This window comes from Paucisalibacillus globulus, from assembly GCF_900184735.1.
Classification (GTDB): domain Bacteria; phylum Bacillota; class Bacilli; order Bacillales; family Amphibacillaceae; genus Ornithinibacillus; species Ornithinibacillus globulus_B.
In genome coordinates, this window is sequence record NZ_LT855392.1 from 161,582 (window position 1) to 179,532 (window position 17,951).

Annotated in this window: 17 protein-coding genes and 1 riboswitch; of the genes, 3 read left to right on the forward strand and 14 right to left on the reverse strand. The window is 38.4% G+C overall.

The window, feature by feature from the left end; translation table 11 throughout:
• Window positions 1-4 precede the first annotated feature (4 nt).
• The 9 genes from purF to BN999_RS11800 form a co-directional block, all read right to left on the reverse strand.
• Window positions 5-1,414 (reverse strand): amidophosphoribosyltransferase, encoded by a 1,410-nt coding sequence (gene purF, locus BN999_RS11760; RefSeq protein ID WP_096271593.1) that lies wholly within the window; start codon window positions 1,412-1,414, stop codon window positions 5-7.
• Window positions 1,399-3,618 carry a phosphoribosylformylglycinamidine synthase subunit PurL gene (gene purL / locus BN999_RS11765; protein WP_096271595.1) on the reverse strand — a complete coding sequence of 740 codons (2,220 nt, stop codon included), beginning with the start codon at window positions 3,616-3,618 and terminating at the stop codon, window positions 1,399-1,401. Before purL ends, purF begins: the two co-directional genes overlap by 16 nt.
• Window positions 3,602-4,288, reverse strand: a complete 687-nt coding sequence (gene purQ / locus BN999_RS11770; protein ID WP_096271597.1) for a phosphoribosylformylglycinamidine synthase subunit PurQ — start codon at window positions 4,286-4,288, stop codon at window positions 3,602-3,604. The genes purL and purQ overlap by 17 nt, the downstream gene beginning before the upstream one ends.
• Window positions 4,285-4,536, reverse strand: coding sequence for a phosphoribosylformylglycinamidine synthase subunit PurS (gene purS, locus BN999_RS11775; protein WP_096271599.1), 252 nt, complete (start codon window positions 4,534-4,536; stop codon window positions 4,285-4,287). The genes purQ and purS overlap by 4 nt, the downstream gene beginning before the upstream one ends.
• Complete coding sequence (purC, locus tag BN999_RS11780; RefSeq protein ID WP_096271600.1) at window positions 4,533-5,246, reverse strand: phosphoribosylaminoimidazolesuccinocarboxamide synthase; 714 nt, start codon at window positions 5,244-5,246, stop codon at window positions 4,533-4,535. The genes purS and purC overlap by 4 nt, the downstream gene beginning before the upstream one ends.
• 10 nt (window positions 5,247-5,256) lie before the next feature.
• Entirely contained in the window at window positions 5,257-6,552 is a 1,296-nt protein-coding gene (gene purB / locus BN999_RS11785) for an adenylosuccinate lyase (RefSeq protein WP_096271602.1), read from the reverse strand.
• On the reverse strand, window positions 6,549-7,670 hold the full coding sequence (purK, locus tag BN999_RS11790; protein ID WP_096271604.1) for a 5-(carboxyamino)imidazole ribonucleotide synthase: 1,122 nt from the start codon (window positions 7,668-7,670) through the stop codon (window positions 6,549-6,551). Before purK ends, purB begins: the two co-directional genes overlap by 4 nt.
• Complete coding sequence (gene purE / locus BN999_RS11795) at window positions 7,657-8,148, reverse strand: 5-(carboxyamino)imidazole ribonucleotide mutase (protein ID WP_096271606.1); 492 nt, start codon at window positions 8,146-8,148, stop codon at window positions 7,657-7,659. The genes purK and purE overlap by 14 nt, the downstream gene beginning before the upstream one ends.
• 136 nt (window positions 8,149-8,284) lie before the next feature.
• Window positions 8,285-8,384: riboswitch (purine riboswitch) on the reverse strand.
• A 119-nt stretch (window positions 8,385-8,503) separates the two neighbouring features.
• Window positions 8,504-9,118 carry a DUF2179 domain-containing protein gene (locus BN999_RS11800; RefSeq protein WP_096271608.1) on the reverse strand — a complete coding sequence of 205 codons (615 nt, stop codon included), beginning with the start codon at window positions 9,116-9,118 and terminating at the stop codon, window positions 8,504-8,506.
• Between the two features lie 86 nt (window positions 9,119-9,204).
• On the opposite strand from BN999_RS11800, the gene BN999_RS11805 reads away from it, so the two are divergent.
• Complete coding sequence (locus BN999_RS11805; RefSeq protein ID WP_096271610.1) at window positions 9,205-9,636, forward strand: Hsp20/alpha crystallin family protein; 432 nt, start codon at window positions 9,205-9,207, stop codon at window positions 9,634-9,636.
• An 88-nt stretch (window positions 9,637-9,724) separates the two neighbouring features.
• On the opposite strand, the gene norA is transcribed toward BN999_RS11805, so the two are convergent.
• Window positions 9,725-10,912, reverse strand: coding sequence for a multidrug efflux MFS transporter NorA (norA, locus tag BN999_RS11810; RefSeq protein WP_096271612.1), 1,188 nt, complete (start codon window positions 10,910-10,912; stop codon window positions 9,725-9,727).
• A gap of 164 nt (window positions 10,913-11,076) precedes the next feature.
• Here norA and BN999_RS11815 point away from each other — a divergent pair, with 164 nt between their 5' ends.
• On the forward strand, window positions 11,077-11,910 hold the full coding sequence (locus BN999_RS11815) for a MerR family transcriptional regulator (protein ID WP_096271614.1): 834 nt from the start codon (window positions 11,077-11,079) through the stop codon (window positions 11,908-11,910).
• A gap of 643 nt (window positions 11,911-12,553) precedes the next feature.
• On the opposite strand, the gene BN999_RS11820 is transcribed toward BN999_RS11815, so the two are convergent.
• On the reverse strand, window positions 12,554-14,059 hold the full coding sequence (locus BN999_RS11820; protein ID WP_096271616.1) for a class I adenylate-forming enzyme family protein: 1,506 nt from the start codon (window positions 14,057-14,059) through the stop codon (window positions 12,554-12,556).
• A 174-nt stretch (window positions 14,060-14,233) separates the two neighbouring features.
• Between BN999_RS11820 and BN999_RS11825 the strand changes: the two genes are divergently transcribed.
• Entirely contained in the window at window positions 14,234-15,211 is a 978-nt protein-coding gene (locus BN999_RS11825) for a hypothetical protein (protein ID WP_096271618.1), read from the forward strand.
• Between the two features lie 53 nt (window positions 15,212-15,264).
• On the opposite strand, the gene fabG is transcribed toward BN999_RS11825, so the two are convergent.
• From fabG to BN999_RS11840, 3 genes are read right to left on the reverse strand one after another with little or no spacing between them, the layout of a single operon-like run.
• Window positions 15,265-16,008 carry a 3-oxoacyl-ACP reductase FabG gene (fabG, locus tag BN999_RS11830; RefSeq protein ID WP_096271620.1) on the reverse strand — a complete coding sequence of 248 codons (744 nt, stop codon included), beginning with the start codon at window positions 16,006-16,008 and terminating at the stop codon, window positions 15,265-15,267.
• A complete protein-coding gene (gene phaZ, locus BN999_RS11835; RefSeq protein WP_096271622.1) occupies window positions 16,005-16,928 on the reverse strand; it encodes an intracellular short-chain-length polyhydroxyalkanoate depolymerase in 924 nt (307 codons plus the stop codon). The genes fabG and phaZ overlap by 4 nt, the downstream gene beginning before the upstream one ends.
• Window positions 16,929-16,943: 15 nt before the next feature.
• Window positions 16,944-17,951 carry a 3-oxoacyl-ACP synthase gene (locus tag BN999_RS11840; RefSeq protein WP_096271624.1) on the reverse strand — a complete coding sequence of 336 codons (1,008 nt, stop codon included), beginning with the start codon at window positions 17,949-17,951 and terminating at the stop codon, window positions 16,944-16,946.

Sequence of the window (17,951 nt, forward strand, 5' to 3'; positions counted from 1 at the left end):
CTCCTTAGCATTTTGTATAGGTAACTTCTAATTGCCCTTGTTCTGTAACGGGATAAATTCCTGTCATACATGCCATACAAACACCTTGATCAATCGTGTCATCTGAAACAATGGCTGTTTCTAATCCTTCGCTTGATAAATATGCCAAGCTATCCGCACCAATCAGTTCACAAATCTCATCTAATGAATAATTTGCAGCAATCAATTCTTCTTTGGTAGACATGTCGATTCCGTAATAACACGGATTAGTGATGGCTGGTGAGGCAATTCTTACATGTACCTCCTTGGCACCTGCTTCTTTTAACATACGAACGATTCTCCTACATGTTGTCCCACGAACAATAGAATCGTCGATCATGATTACTCGTTTTCCTTCTACAATCCCACGTACAGGTGATAACTTCATCTTTACTCCTTGTTCACGAAGTTCTTGGGACGGTTGAATAAACGTTCTTCCAATATAGCGATTCTTAATTAACCCTATCTCATAGGGAATTCCACTTTGTTCCGCATAACCAATTGCAGCAGATATACTTGAATCCGGAACACCTGTTACCACATCCGCTTCTACCGGTGCTTCTTTAGCAAGTTCTATTCCCATTCGCTTTCTTGATGCGTGAACATTTACATGGTTCAAGTTACTATCAGGACGGGAAAAATACACATACTCCATTGCACATAATGCACGTTTTTCCTGCATAGCAAAACGAGTAGATTCTATTCCAGAATCTGTAATGGTAATTAGCTCACCAGGTAGAACTTCCCGTTCGAATTTAGCTCCGATAATATCAAAGGCTGAAGTCTCGGAAGCTACAACATACGATTCTCCTAGTCTACCAATTGACAGCGGTCTTAATCCCCTCGGGTCAAGTGCGATGTGCATGCTATTTTCCATTAACAACACAAAAGCATATGCACCTATTAATTTACTTAGAGCATCCTTTAAGCCTGAAATCACATCCATTTTTCCATTTCTTTTTAATAAATGTGCGAGGACTTCGGTATCTGAGGACGTCTGCAATATACTACCAGCCGCTTCGAGTTCACCACGTAATTCATAAGCATTCATGATATTACCGTTATGAGCTAACGCCATACCACCTGTTTGAGAGCGAAATAATAATGGTTGCACATTGTCGATTGTTCTCTCACCTTGTGTAGCATATCGGACATGCCCTATTGCCGCATGCCCACTGAGCTTCTGAAAATCAAACCGTTTAAAAACATCATTTACAAGTCCCTGCCCTTTATGCAGCTTTAGTTCATGACCATCAGATGTTACGACACCAGCACCTTCTTGACCACGATGTTGTAGGGCATGTAGGCCATAATATGTCAGCTCTGCTGCTTTCTCATGACCCCAAATTCCAAAGACACCACACTCTTCATTCAAGCCTCTTATTTCAGCAAGCATGGGATTGCCCCTTTCCAAAGGTTCACTAACTCCTCAACTTCTTCTGACAAAATGATAGTTTCTTGGTTTCGAATGGTTAATTTACCGTCTGCTGTCACGACACCAATTGCAAATGCATCTTCCATAACTTGTTCAAAAGCTTCCTGATGTTTTGCTTTTACACTGACTAGGAAACGTGATTGTGTTTCACTATATAAAGCAACTGTTGCATCCCCCGCCAACAATACATCGGCACCCAAGGAGGAATCAGCAAATAAACTTTCTGCTAATGCAACACCTAATCCACCTTCCGCTAAATCATGAGCTGAAGTAACTAACCCTTGTTGAATAGCATGAAGTAATTGCTTCTGTCGCTTTTTCTCCACCTCTAAATCAATTGATGGCGCTTTACCTTGGTAACTTCCTTCTAATAGATTCTGAAGTTCACTTCCACCAAATTCTGCTTTAGTCTCTCCAATCAGATAAATTAAGTCTCCAACCTCTTGGAAGAAGCTCGTAGTAATATGGTCTAATGACTCATGTAAACCAACCATTCCGACAATCGGCGTTGGGAAAATAGCTTTACCTTTTGATTGGTTATATAACGACACATTCCCACTAATCACCGGAGTACCCAACGCCTGGCATGCAGCACTCATACCTTCCACACTTTTCTCCATCTGCCAGAAAACTTCAGGATTAGTTGGATTTCCAAAGTTCAAGCCATCCGTTAATCCAAGTGGCCTTGCACCAGAACAAATAATATTTCTTGCTGCCTCTGCTACCGCAATCTTTCCACCAGTTTCTGGATCTAAATAAATATAACGAGAATTACAATCTGTTGTAATAGCAAGAGCCTTATTCGTACCTTTTATTCGTACTACAGCAGCATCTGACCCAGGTCCTAATACCGTATTTGTTTGGACCATGGAATCATATTGGTCATAGACCCATTCTTTACTAGCGATAGTTGGTTGTTGTAATAATTGCTTGAGTACTACGCCATAATTAGCTACCGTTAGTCCTTTATTCCCAATCTTCTGAAACTCCTGGTAATACTTCGCCACTTGTGATGGTAAATGATAGACCGGTGCTTCCTCTGCAAGAGCATCAACTGGAATCTCTGCCTTCACTTCGCCATGTTGTGAGATACGGAATACTTTTTCCTCTATGACATGCCCAACAGCCACTGCTGAAAGGCCGTACCGTTCAAATACATCAATAATTTCTTGTTCTCTACCCTTTTTTACTACTAAAAGCATACGTTCTTGAGATTCAGAAAGCATTAGCTCATAGGCAGTCATATTCTGTTCACGTTGTGGAACTAGATCTAGATTCATATGCATACCTGTTCCAGCTTTACTCGCCATTTCACTGGCAGAAGAAGTTAAGCCTGCCGCTCCCATATCTTGCATACCAACAAGCGCATCAGAATGAATAACTTCTAAACAAGCCTCAATTAGTAACTTTTCCATGAATGGATCACCAACCTGAACGGCTGGACGGTCCTTGGCTGCATCTTCAGCCAAATCGTCAGATGCAAAGGTTGCACCATGAATACCATCACGACCAGTTGGTGCACCAGCATAAATAACGGTATTCCCAATCCCAGCTGCTACACCCTTTTGAATATCATCATGATGAATAAGGCCAATACACATCGCATTGACTAATGGATTATCTTCATAGGAATCATCGAACTGTACCTCACCACCAACGGTTGGGATTCCAACACAATTCCCATACCCTGCAATTCCATTTACTACTTCTGAAAATAAATATTTCACACGATCTGTTGTTAAATTACCGAAACGAAGCGAGTTCATTAAAGCAATTGGACGAGCCCCCATAGAAAACACATCACGAATAATTCCGCCAACACCTGTTGCAGCACCTTGATAAGGTTCTACCGCAGATGGATGGTTATGACTTTCTATTTTAAATACGACCGCTTGGTTATCACCGATATCAATAATACCAGCCCCTTCACCAGGACCCTGAAGTACATGGGGTGCTTTTGTGGGGAATTTCTTTAGTAACGGTTTTGATGTCTTATAGCTACAATGCTCCGACCACATAACCGAGAAAATACCTGTCTCTGTAAAATTTGGGAGGCGTCCTAAGATTTCTTTCACCATTTCAAATTCTGAATCACTTAGCCCCATCCCTTGATAAAGCTTATCTGTTTCGATTTGTTCTGGGCTAATCTCATGCGTTTGTAACATAATAGGACTCCCTCCAATTTTTCACGATTGATTGGAATAGTATTAGCCCATCATCACTTCCAAGAACCTTCTCTACAGCACGCTCTGGATGTGGCATCATCCCTAATACATTTCCTTCTTTATTTATAATTCCAGCAATATTTTCTACTGATCCATTTGGGTTATTCTGATACGTAAACACGATTTGATTATTCGCCTTCAATTCTTTCAAGGTTTCTTGGTCACAATAGTAATTTCCTTCTCCATGAGCAATTGGATAACGCACAACTTCCCCTTTTTTATAGCCAGTCGTAAACATCGTTTCATTATTTTCAACGATTAATTCTTCTTGATGGCACATGAAGGATAGCTTTTTATTCCGCATTAATGCACCTGGAAGCAATCCGGATTCTGTTAATATTTGAAAGCCATTGCATACTCCAAGAACAGGTTTCCCTTCCCGCGCATGTACCTTCACTTGTTCCATCACATCAGACGTAGCAGCAATTGCACCCGAACGTAGGTAGTCCCCATAGGAAAATCCACCAGGTAACAAGATCCCATCATAGTTTTCTAGATTGCTATTTTGATACCATACTAAATCTGCTTCTTCCCCAAGTACTTCTTTGGCTGCGTGATACATGTCACGATCACAATTGGAACCTGGAAAAACAATTACAGCAAATCTCACGAGTGAACAACCTCCTCCACATCGAAGTGATAATCCTCGATTACTGGATTAGCAAGCAACTTATCACACATTTCTCGTACTCGTTCCTCAAGATTTGGACCATCTTCTACTTGTAGTTCCATGTATTTTCCAACCCTAGCCTGTTGAACCTCGTTAAACCCAAGAACATTCAATGATTCTTGGATTTGCTTTCCTTGAGGATCAAGTACACCCTGTTTTAATGTAATAAAAACGGTCACTTTTCTCATACCCTTGCCTCCAGTCGGTTTAATAGTTGTTCATAAACTGTTACTAAGTCACCAGTACCCTGGCGAAATACATCCTTATCCATCTTGGCATTTGTCTCCGAGTCCCATAAACGGCAAGTATCAGGAGAAATCTCATCAGATAAAACAATCCTGCCATTCGGCAATCGACCAAATTCAAGTTTAAAATCTACTAATAAAAGATTGCTAGTATAAAAGAATTCACGTAAAACAGTGTTAATTTCTAGTGCCATCACTTTTACTTCACGTAATTCCTTTAAGGAAATATCGGTTAAAAGGAGAGCATGATCATCATTAATTAACGGGTCATCTAATTCATCATTTTTATAAAATAGTTCAATAAGTGCTGGGTTAAAGGGTGTCTTTTCTTTAAACCCTAGGCGCTTTGTGATACTACCTGTAGCTATGTTTCGAACAACAACCTCTAAGGGGATAATTTTAGTTTCAAGAACCAGTTGTTCTGTTTCACTTAGCCTTTTAATAAAATGACTACGAATTCCACGCTCATGTAAATAAGGGAATATCAGGGAAGAGATTTCATTATTTAATCTTCCTTTACCTGGGAAACTTTCTTTTTTCTTTCCGTTAAAAGCGGTTGCGTCATTTTTATAAGATAAAACTAACTTCTCTGAATCTGTTGATGAACGATAAACCTTCTTCGCCTTTCCCTCATACAATAGCTCTGCCTTCACGATAATCACCTCAGTTTAAGCCGATGCGTTCAAATATCACATCAACATTTTTTAAATGGTAGGTATAATCAAAGCAATCTTCAATTTCTTCCACTGATAATAATGTAGTGATTCGTTCTTCTCTTTTCACTAGTTCACTAAAGTGTGTTTCTGTCTCCCATGCTTCCATTGCCCTAGGCTGCACGAGATCATATGCTTCTTCACGACTCATCCCTTTATCAACTAACGCTAGAAGTACACGTTGCGAAAAAATAACACCATGTGTTTTATCAATATTTCGCTTCATGTTCTCTGGGAATACAGTTAAATTCTTTATGATATTCCCAAAACGATTCAACATGTAATTAATCGCAATAGTTGCATCCGGCAATATCACTCGCTCTGCTGAGGAATGGGAGATATCACGTTCATGCCAGAGTGATACATTCTCATAAGCTGTCACCATATAGCCGCGGATTACTCTTGCCATCCCAGTCATATTTTCCGAACCAATTGGATTCCGTTTATGCGGCATAGCAGATGAACCTTTTTGACCTTTAGCAAAATACTCTTCCACTTCACGGGTTTCTGTTTTTTGTAAGCCGCGAATTTCTGTTGCAAATTTCTCAATGGATGATGCGATTAATGCTAACGTAGATACATATGCTGCATGGCGATCACGCTGTAACGTTTGTGTTGACACAGGTGCAGGTGTCAGGCCAAGTCGTTCACAAACAAATTGTTCTACAAATGGATCAATATTGGCATACGTACCCACTGCACCAGAAAGCTTTCCGAATTCGATTGTTTTAGCAGCTAATTCAAACCGTTCTAAGTTTCGCTTCATTTCCTCATACCATAATGCAAGTTTTAGTCCAAATGTTGTTGGTTCTGCATGAACACCATGGGTCCTCCCCATCATCACGGTATGTTTATGTTCCATTGCTTTATTTTTCAATATTTCAATGAAGGTATGTAAATCTTTTCGAATAATGTTGTTAGCCTGTTTGATCAGATAAGAAAGAGCAGTATCCACGACATCTGTTGATGTTAATCCGTAATGAACCCATTTACGTTCCTCACCAAGGGTTTCGGAAACGGCACGAGTGAAAGCTACCACATCATGTCTCGTTTCTTCTTCAATTTCATAAATTCGATTAATATCAAACGTTGCTTTCTTCCTTAGTTCTTTACTATCCTCTTTTGGGATAACACCGAGTTCACTCCATGCCTCACAAGCAAGAAGCTCCACCTCAAGCCATGCTTTAAATTTACTTTCTTCCGTCCAAATACTTCCCATTTCTTCTCGTGTATAGCGTTCAATCACTGTTTTGCCTCCTCAAACTTCTCTATCTGCTCCTGCAGATTCTCTCCAATAAATGTAATATGCCCCATTTTTCGCTTGGTTTTTACTTCATCTTTTCCATATAAGTGGACATAGCCTTTATTTACTTGTTTCATTGCTTGTAAAGTGGATGTTACGTCTTCGCCTAGAATATTGATCATGGCTGCTGGTTGCAATAGTTCAACTGGAATTAATGGAAGACCACAAATTGCCCTAATATGTTGAGCAAATTGTGAAATATTACATGCCTCAATTGTGTAATGACCTGAGTTATGAGGACGAGGTGCCATTTCGTTTATATAGATTCCTTCACCAGTGACAAACATTTCAATGGCGAACGTTCCAACAATATTCATCTTATCTGCCAGTAATCTAGCTGCCTTATAAGCCTTTTCTTGAACTTCTAGTGATACTCTTGCAGGAACTGTTGTGCGAGATAAAATATGATCTTTATGTTCATTTTCTGCAACCGGGAAAAATTCAATATCGCCAGTTTGAGTTCGAGTAAATAGCACCGATATTTCTTTATCAAAGGTCAACCAAGACTCGATAATGCAGTGCTTGTTTTTTTCCACAAATTGTATAGCTTCTTGAATATCTAATTCTGATTCTAATTTAAGTTGTCCTTTACCGTCATAGCCACCACGACATGTCTTTATGACAACGGGAAAGGTTACTTCTTTCAGTACTTCTTCACATTCTTTACCATTATGAACAATGGCAAAATCGGGAACTGGTAAATCTAGCTCTTTCATAAGCTGTTTCTCCTTTTCTCGATTCTGCGTAATTTCTAATGCATAGGCACCTTGTGGAAGCTTTCCGAGATTCTCGATGTAACTAGCAGCTTCTAAATCAACATTCTCAAATTCATATGTGATAACATCTGAAACTCTGGATAATTCTTGAATAGCATTCAAGTCATCATAGGCTGCTATAATCTGCCCATCTGCTACCTGTGCTGTCGGACAATTGGGTGTTGGATCTAGAACATGAACATGATATCCCATGTACTTTGCAGCTATTGCCATCATTCGCCCTAGCTGTCCACCGCCGATAATGCCTAATGTTTGTGTTGGTAGAACTATATTATTGTTTTGCAAGTTCTTCCCTCATTTCTCCAACTCTCGCTTTCATTTCCAATCGATAGTTTTCTAGTTTTTGAGCAACTGTATCGTCATGTACTCCAATAATTTGCGCCGCAAGTATTCCTGCATTTGTTGCCCCAGCTTTCCCAATTGCAACGGTTGCAGTTGGTACTCCACCAGGCATTTGCACTATAGAAAGGAGTGAATCTAATCCATTTAAAGTTTTACTCTCAACAGGTACACCTATAACAGGAAGTGTTGTTTGCGAAGCAACCATGCCAGGCAAATGTGCTGCTCCCCCTGCCCCAGCAATGATTACTTTTAAGCCTTGTTCCCTTGCTGTCTTTGCATAGGAGAACATCTCATCTGGTGTTCGGTGTGCTGAGATTACATCTTTCTCATAGGTGATGTTTAATTCATCTAGCACCTTGCATGTATGTCGCATTGTATCCCAATCAGAGATACTCCCCATAATTACACCAACTAAAGCCATTACCTTAACTCCCCTCATATCCAGTAAATTCTCAATTAAAAATTACCTCAAAAAAGGTCTATTCTCCCTCTCTCATTCCTCTGAGAGAAGATGAATAGACCTAATAAATTGGTCACCAAAAAAATCATGATTTAATCAATGATTCATCTTCCCTCATAGTCCAGCATTTACGGTGCCGGGTAGAGACTTCAAGGCCATATCCCAAGAAATATATGAGGGTCCGTATTCATTTGTTGGTTTTAGCATAACAAAGAATAATTAAGTGGTCAATAAAAATCGAACATTTTATATAACTTCAAATTAATCGTTCGGTTTTATGCATGTTAATATAAGAAAACGGACATTTAACAATGGTTTATTCTGTTTTTGAACCAGAATTGATGTTTTGCTCCACTTTTTCATTAGTACTACCATCAATTTTTTTCTTCGGATGAAATAAGCGTCCTTTTTTCACTTGTTTCACCCAGAATCCTCCATGAATTTGTTTTGGTTCATATGAAATGATAAAGGCCTTAGGGTCTATTGTTTTTATATCTTCATATAATTTCAACTCATATTTTCTCGGTGTCAGAATTTGAATCGCAAGCCTGTCTCCATCCATTCCATAAGCTGACCAACTGGTTACCCCATAACCCTTATCACGCAATTGACGTGTAAAACTCAAGTCAGGATTCCCAGATATCACATTAACTGTTATGTAACCAAGTGCTAGCTTTTCCTCAATCATGGAGCCAACGACAACCCCTATTCCATAACCAAGTGCATAGGCAATCACGTTTTGTATTTCATTCAAGTTGTCTAGTACAAGCCCTAAACCAAAGATATACACGACTATCTCAAACATACTTACAAAGGCTGCAACATATCTTCGGCCCTTAAGCGTTAATATCATACGAATCGTAAACATCGACACGTAAACAACATTGACAAGAAGAATAATAACAACCATGACGAGTGCATTTTCTAACATCAATAAACCTCCTTTATAGGGCATACACCCATTAATAGAATTCGCATATAGTATGACTATGATACTTATAAAATTGAGGTGTTAAAATGGATCCATTTCAACAAATGTCCGATTGGAAGCGAAATATGGACCACTTCTTTGGTGAACAGTTTTGGGATCAATTTGAAGGCATCCTTAAGCCAACCATTCCCCAAATTAATCTCTATCAAACGGATAATGAAATTTTGTGTATTGCAAATATACCAGGTTTAACGGATTTAGAAAAGATTGATATTTATGTAGATTATGCAACATTGGAACTACGTGGTGCAATTGACATTGGTCAAAGTCGTGGTACTGTGGTAAAAGAGGAAATCTTGCAAGGGGTATTTGAGCGCACGATATCTCTTCCATTCCCCGTTCGGTCGGATAGAATTAAGGCAACATATAATCATGGTTTGTTATATATTCAATTACACCGGTTTATTTCAAGTTCCGGTGGAAAAAGCAAGGTATCTGTGGAGCTATTAGAAGAATAAAGATTGCCACCTTTTTACCTTTATAATCGATTATATTGGTAAGAAGGTGGCATATTTTTGAGACTCATACTATTCAAATTTTTTTTATCTATACCTGAGTAGCTTTTCTACCTTTCAAAGGTGCAGGTTGTTTCCAAAATAATGACAATACTATTCCTAGAGCTAATACAATGGTAGCAAAGTAATACGGGTAATCAATATCGATATCAAATAATACTCCACCTACTATTGGACCAAAGATATTACCTAAACTAGTAAACATGGAGTTCATTCCCCCAATAAATCCTTGTTCGTTTCCAGCGATATTGGATAGAAATGATGTTACAGCCGGTCGGAACAAATCAAATCCAACAAAAACAACAAATGTGACTAATAATATGGATAAATAGGATTGAACAACTGTCATCATAAAGACAAGTATTCCTGATACTAGTATACTGTACTGGATTAACTTAACTTCTCCTAACATTCTGGTTAACCTGTCGAATAATACCACTTGTGCAACTGCACCAACAATGGCACCACCAGTGATAACTATTGCTATATCTCCTGGTGTAAATTGGAACTTATGGTCCACAAATAAACCAAAGAACGAATCAAATGCCGCTAAACCAAATGAGGTAATAAATATTAATATAAGTGGAATGAAATATAATGGAGCAAAAATACGCTTTATTCCAACTGGACGTTTTATTAATTCTTCTACCACTTCTTCTTCTACTCGTTTAGGTTCAGTTAGTAATATAATGGAAAGGATAGCAGCAACTCCACCAAGACCCGCGGCAAAGAAAAATGGGACACGCGTTCCCAACTCTGCTAAAAATCCGCCAATTCCTGGACCAATAATAAATCCTGTACTAATAGCAGCAGACATAAAACCTAATGCTTTAGGACGAGTCTCCTTTGTCGTAATATCGACAATAAACGCGGTGACAGCTGGCATAATGAATGCAGCACTGACTCCACCTAAGATTCTAGAAATAAATAATACTTCGATTTCCTTACCGATTCCAAATAAGAATTCCGAAAAGCCAAAAATGAATAAACCAATAACTATCATGATCTTTCTTCCAAATTTATCTACGGCTTTCCCTGCAAATGGAGAAGATATTAATTGAGCAATTGCAAAAGCTGCGGTTAGATTCCCCACTGTTTTTCCGGTAATACCCAGTTCGTTCATTAATGTTGGCATTACTGGAATAATTAATCCAATACCTAAAAAGGCAATAAATAAATTCATAAGTAATAACCATAGGGTAACATTATATATTTTCATTTTTCATTTCTCCTTAAACCCGACTGTAAACATGAAACTAGGATGCCCCTGAGAAGGTATATTTAAGAAAAGCAACTTGTATATTTCAAGGCAAAATTTATATATTTACAAATAACTATCCTAATGTATATAGTAACTATATAGTCAAGGGCGGTGATCTAAAATTGGGCGAGAAAAAAGAGAAATATTTGAGTACTGGGGAATTTGCAAAGCTTTGTAAAGTCAACAAACAGACACTAATTTTTTATGATCAAATCGGCCTGTTATCACCCGTTGTTAAAAATGATAAGGGTTATCGATTTTATTCCATTCACCAATTGGAACTATTTAATGTAATTGATGTTCTCAAAGATCTTGATATGTCCCTAAAAGATATTAAACAATACACGCAAAACAAGTCACCAGAAGGCTTTTTAAAGTTGATGTATAAAAAGAAAGAAGAGATTGCGAAAAAGCGACAAGAAATAGAAATGAAAGAAAGAATTATTGAGGCAAAAATCGACATAATGGAAGAGGCTTTAAGCACTGATTTCAATCAAATTAGAATAGAGGAATTACCAGAGGCAACTCTTTATTTAAGCAGAAACATAGAAAACATTTCAAATGAGGAGTTTGTAGAGGTCGTTTCAGATTTCATTGACCAATTGTATAAGTTTAATCTTGATTCTGGGTATCCTATTGGTGTTATAACGAAGAGAGAGCAAGTATTAAAAGGTGAGTTTACTAATTATAGCTATTTATATATCGAGCAACCTAGCCCTAAGGATGGGTATCCGTATTTTCAAGCTGTGAAGGGTGAGTTCCTTATTGGTTATCATGTTGGGGATGATAAAACGATCCACCAAACCTATGAACGACTTTTTTTGGAAATGGATCGTTTAAACTTAGTTTTAGGAGATTATGTTTTTGAGGAATATATTTACGATACGATTGTACGAAATGCTGAAGAGGAATTTGTAACTAAAATTATGATATCTGTTTCCCATCAATCTAAATAACCACAGTACTGCATCTTCTATCAGAATGACCATACATAGAAAACTCGCACAAGAGATTTACTGTACGAGTTTTTTTGTATATCATAGGGTTTTTTCCACAGTTTGTTGCTATTTGATAGAAACTGTGGGCAACTAAGTATTATGGATAGAGCAACATACCCGCTACGGAAATACACTCCGCTTTCCGCGGGCGGCTGGTGAGCCTCCTCGTGCTATCGCACTGCGGGGTCTCACCTATGCCTATCCTCCCGCAGGAGTCTCCGTGTATTTCCTACGCTAGTGTTGAGTGAAATAAATTAAAGCAATCAAAACCAACACAAAAATCATTTGCTACCTTAAATTAGAAAGCTTAAACTAGCGTAGGCAGAATACGGAGACTCCTACGGGAATAGCACGTGTCCGAAGACCCCGCAGAGGCGAACTTTCCTCGAGGAGGCTGAGGCCGTGCCCGTGGAAAGCGGAGAATTCTGCCGGAGCGGTAGCATTAAGCCTTACCAGATCTAATAAAGTTACCGCACAATTTCTAATCTACTATTTGTTAGATTAACCTAACCAAAAATACAATCTGTTAGAATTCAACTAATTGCCATAAGTACTTAACTTACTAATTGATTGAATAATATCGGTCTATTAATTCTACTCTTCACAAACTATTACTCTCTTCTGTGGTGGAATATATCCTTCGTAAGGTTGCTTTGTCTATTTTTCCAACGTGAGTTTTCGGTAGTACTGGCAAGATAAAAAATTTCTTTGGAACCTTATAGCGGGTAAGTTTTTTATTGCAATATACTTTTAGTTCTTCTTCGGATAGTTCACCCTTTAATGAAACAAATCCGGTAACAATCTCGCCCCATTTCTCATCTGGCAAACCAACGACAGCGGCTTCATCGATTAAATCATGCGCTTCTAACCAATGCTCGATTTCTAATGGGTACACATTTTCTCCACCAGTAATAATCATGTCTTTCTTTCGTCCTACAATATAGACGTATCCATCTTCATCTTGTTTCACAAGATCTCCTGTATAAACCCAGCCATCTTTTATGACTTCAGCGGTCTCTTTTGGTTTATTCCAATAGTATTCAAATGCGTGATAGCCACGGAGGACAAGTTCTCCAACTTCATTTTCATTAGCAGTAGTCCCGTCTTCCTTCATGATTTTAATATCATTAAAAATCATTGGTTTACCTACGGATCCGATTTTTCGAGTCGTATCTGCCGGATCAATGTAAAAATTATTTGGCCCTGCTTCAGTTAATCCATATCCTTCTTTAAATGCAATACCTTTTTCTCTAAAGGCATCATATATTTTGTGTGGGCACGGGGCTCCACCAGAGACGAAAACACGAATATCTGGGAAGGTAGCCTCTTGAAACTCTTTTGTTTGGATAATCATGTGATACATGGTTGGAACAAATAATACAACCGTACATTTATACTTTATTAGATCCTTTACAGCCTTTTCCGGGCTAAAATCAGGCGATAGAACAACTTTCCCACCTGCTAAGAGAAGTGGCAATGTGTATACATTCAATCCGCCAGTATGAAACATCGGAGTAGAAATTAACGTTACATCAGCCGCACCTAAATCCCAGCTTACAACTGTATTCAATGCATTCCACAAAATGGACCTGTGGGACAAAACTACTCCCTTCGGACGACCTGTGGTTCCGCCAGTATAAATCATCGTAAGTGGATCTGCTTCATCAAGCTCCGTTAGTATGTGGTGTCGTTCATAATCTAGGAAGCTATCATAATCATTCCGATCGATAGTAACAATCACAGCACCCAATTCTTTTTTATTGACTCTATCTAAAAAAGAGGGAGCCACCCCAATTATTTTCGGTTCACAGTCTTGTAACACATAGGTTAATTCATCCTCACCCAAGCGCCAATTTAAGGGGATGAATATCGCACCAATTCGCATACAAGCAAAAAAGAAATCCAGATACCCGATATGGTTCGGGGCTAGTATTGCTACACGATCTCCCTTCTCCACACCGTTTGTTAAAAAGAAATTTGCTAATCTATTTGCTCGTTCATGAAGTTCTTTATAAGTCCAACATTCATCTGTTACAGCATCAACAACCGCTATTTCTTCTGGAGATATATTGACCCTACTCTGTAACCAGTCTAAATTTGCATGCATCGCTATCCCTCCACTTTCTAGAAATAGTTTAAGACTAGAGAGTTACATCTGGGTTACAGAGATTCACCTTCTATCCTAATAACAATTCACTACTATTAATTATCAGAATTTTATAGTAAAATTATTTCAGAACCTAAAAGGCCATACCTATAAAAAATAAAAGGTAGGATAGTAATGAAAAAGTATCTTGTTATCATAATCCCTCTTCTCCTCATCACGATCCCCATCATCTGGTGGAATACTCAATCATCAATACCTAGTGGTGTACATCTTGAAAAAGAAGCTGGTTCCATTGTCATACAGGTTGAAGAAGATGAGTTAATCGCACCTTTTCATATCCCTGTAACTTGGGTGAAAGCACACCCCTGGGAGAAACCTCCTGTATTAGAAGATTTGGTGCTACTGGGTGAAACCGGTGAAAAAATAGCGAATATAAAGGGGAAGTTAATTTTAGATGAACCTAATTTTCCTCCTAGTAACTGGTATCATCGAGAGGTTCATGGTGAGATTATCTTTGAACTAAATGCCGATAAAGAATTACGAAAGAACGGATTTGTTATTTACCCCTTTCCTGATAACGACTTACAAGAATTATACATACCGTCAGAGCTACAACTAACGTATGAAGGTGAGATCCTCTCCTTATCTTTAGATAAGGAACTAAGACTATATCCGATTAAGCAAAACAGTGACATCATCAAACCATCTTGGCAGACAAATAGTCAATTCAATGCAGTAAATAGTAGGGGAAATAATATAGATTTTAAAGGCTTCTTTTTAAATATAAAAGGTAAAACAGGTTCACGAATTGAAGAGATCCTGTTTTGGTTACCGGGTATGCCTGAGGATTATTATGAGAGCTATGTCCAATATACATTTGATAGAGAAGCTATGCACGAAGCTGATACTACCGGGGAATTTATAGGGGAATCATTGTCCCTCCCCCTTGAGATGAGCACAAGTAATATTCTACTTTATTTTCCTTTCACAGATGAAATGAAAGAATCCATTGGAGATCATGTAATATATTTAATGCCCTATTTAAAGACAGTCGATGAATCAGGAAATGTATATTTCCATGGTGGTTCTGGTTCTATTGGTGCTTATTCACCTGATGAGGATAGAGAACTCCATTCAATTTTAATTAAGTAGTCAAATAAAGCGCTAGAAAGGAATTTAGTTCCCTTCTAGCGCTTTATTCTGTATTACATCATAATTCCGCCATCGACATGCAACACATGCCCATTCACATAATCCGATTCATTAGAAGATAAGAATAAATAGGCATTCGCAATATCCTCGGGTGACCCAAGTCTCTGCATAGGAACCATGGCCTCCATTTTTTCAATCACTTTATCTGGCATAGCAGATACCATCGCTGTTCTAGTAAATCCAGGTGCAACCGCATTGACATTAATTCCTTTGCGGCCTAATTCTTTCGCCCATGTTTTTGTCATTCCGATTAATCCTGCTTTAGCTGCAGCATAGTTGGTTTGGCCTACATTCCCATATGTTCCTGTTACGGATGAGGTGTTTACAATTTTTCCTTTTCCTTGTTCTATTAGGTATGGTAATACCGCTTGTGTACAATTAAATACTCCAGATAAATTAACATCTAGCACTTGTTGGAACTGCTCTAACGTCATTTTCGCTAGCATTGCATCCCTAGTAATTCCAGCATTGTTAATTAAGATATCTATTTTTCCATATTCCGCTAATGCCTTTTCAACCATCACATTCACACTATCGCGATCAGCTACATTCACCTGCACAAACGTTACCGATAACCCTTCTTCTTGTAATGCTTTTTCACTTTCTAATCCTTTTGCTTCATCAAAATCAGCAAGGATAACTTTTGCTCCTTCATTACCGAACTTTCTGGCCGCTTCAAAGCCAATTCCATTCGCAGCCCCAGTAATGATAGCTACCTTATCTTGTAATCTATTCATCTATTAAACTCCTCTTTTGTCAAATTAACGTTAGCAAAGAAATCCTCCATAACAGTAAGTAACTGTTCTAAATCATCAATTAACGGGGAATGACCACAGCCTTTTAATTCCTTATACTCCGCCTTGTCGCCAAAGTCTTCTCGTATCTCTTCTGTCATATTCTTGGTAACAACTAGATCATTTTCACCCCAAGTAATCATGGTAGGAATATTGATATCCTTTACACGATCCTCACCTTCTGTTAGACCATTATGAACGGTACTAATATTAAATATATTCAGGGCCTGATAAACCTCAGCTAAGTTTCGCTGTGTTGTCATATCTTCTAAGTACTTCTGGTAACGCTCTTCATCTGGTTGATTATCTGTATAAATGACCATATTCCACGTTTGACGTAATAACTCATAATTCTTTGTATCGTAAGCTCCTTGAACCGCCAATCGCTTAGTATCTTGATACATATCCTCTAAACTTTGTATTCTATTTTTGAAATCAGGCTTACCATCGACACCCAGTCGATAATATGGATACCCACGAGTCGAACCGGAAGATTGAAGAAATAGAGCCTTACAATAACCTGGATAATCTGCACAGAACTGCATGGAAACACAACCACCAGTTGACCAACCAACTAAAGTAAAATCCTTGATACCGATCTTATCTACCCAAAGTTTCAAATCATCAGAGAAGTCTTTGATAGCGGTTACCTTTTGGTTATAGCTAGATTCACCAAAGCCGCGCATATCAATTGCATAAACCTTATAACGCTCAGAGAGATTTTCCATTACCAGATCCCAATGAACAGATGAAGTCATATTCCCATGTACAAGAACAATAATATCTTCTCCACCTTCACGCTCCCGATAAGCAATCTCTTCCCCGTTAGATAAAGCAACCTTTTTCAACACGATATTAGCCACGATAACCCCTCCTCATTATCCCCATTTAATAATATTAGCTCCCCATGCATAACCAATGCCTGCAGAGACTAGAACAACAATATCACCTTTTTTCAATTTCCCCTGTTGTTCTGCTAGTTCTAAAGATATGATTTGATCCATCTGCCCAATATGTCCATAGTTTTCAAGATAAATAGATTTGTCATGGCTTACACCAAGCTGATCTAACACATATAAATGAGCAGACTTTTTCATATGCAGCATTGCAACATACCCAATATCTTCTTTTTTGTACCCACTTTTTTCTAATGCTTTTTCTATACATGTGATGAAGTTATCCATTGATTTCTGCTCTAAACGTTCCTTCATACCAGGAGGATCAAGAACATCTAATTGATATAGCCCTGCTTCTAATGTAGCCTTCGTGATGGGGTTCTTTGTTCCACCAGTCGTCACATAAACATCCTCAGAAAAAGATCCATCCGTAATCAAATGCGATTCTAGAACCTCGTTTTCATGGTGGCCCTTCTTTAAAATAATGGCACCACCACCCGCACCAAGATTAAACATAAAACGAGTTCGAGGATTCTGGTAATTAATAAAATCAACGTTACGATACCCACCTGCTAGAAGTACAGTGTTTATCGAAGGATCGGATTTCATCATATCTTTTGCTACTTTTATTCCCATAATGGTCGTACCACATCGGAGCGCTGTGTCAAATGCCCATGCATTCACTGCTCCCACCTCATGTTGGAGCTTGATTCCTGCAGTCCATAATGGATACTCTTTATGTTCTTCTCCTATATAAATAACTAAGTCAATTTCTTTTGGGTCAATGCCTGCCTTTTCAATGGCCTGTTTAGCAGCCCGTATGCCCATTTCTGCCGTATGATCATCTTCACCTGGAATAGGTTTTTCTTTTATTCCCATCTTTTGTTCGACAACTTCAAGTGGAATTCCTGCTTGGTCCGCTATTTCTTTTGAAGTCATTCTGTTTTCTGGAATATATATACCTGTGCTAACTACTCCAATTTTGTCCAT

Coding starts and splice junctions, on each gene's coding strand:
- purF (WP_096271593.1), bottom strand. CDS start 1,414: ATGCTTGCTGAAATAAGAGGCTTGAATGAAGAGTGTGGTGTCTTTGGA.
- purL (WP_096271595.1), bottom strand. CDS start 3,618: ATGTTACAAACGCATGAGATTAGCCCAGAACAAATCGAAACAGATAAG.
- purS (WP_096271599.1), bottom strand. CDS start 4,536: ATGAGAAAAGTGACCGTTTTTATTACATTAAAACAGGGTGTACTTGAT.
- purE (WP_096271606.1), bottom strand. CDS start 8,148: ATGGCTTTAGTTGGTGTAATTATGGGGAGTATCTCTGATTGGGATACA.
- BN999_RS11800 (WP_096271608.1), bottom strand. CDS start 9,118: ATGTTAGAAAATGCACTCGTCATGGTTGTTATTATTCTTCTTGTCAAT.
- BN999_RS11805 (WP_096271610.1), top strand. CDS start 9,205: ATGGATCCATTTCAACAAATGTCCGATTGGAAGCGAAATATGGACCAC.
- norA (WP_096271612.1), bottom strand. CDS start 10,912: ATGAAAATATATAATGTTACCCTATGGTTATTACTTATGAATTTATTT.
- BN999_RS11820 (WP_096271616.1), bottom strand. CDS start 14,059: ATGCATGCAAATTTAGACTGGTTACAGAGTAGGGTCAATATATCTCCA.
- BN999_RS11825 (WP_096271618.1), top strand. CDS start 14,234: ATGAAAAAGTATCTTGTTATCATAATCCCTCTTCTCCTCATCACGATC.
- fabG (WP_096271620.1), bottom strand. CDS start 16,008: ATGAATAGATTACAAGATAAGGTAGCTATCATTACTGGGGCTGCGAAT.
- BN999_RS11840 (WP_096271624.1), bottom strand. CDS start 17,951: ATGGACAAAATTGGAGTAGTTAGCACAGGTATATATATTCCAGAAAAC.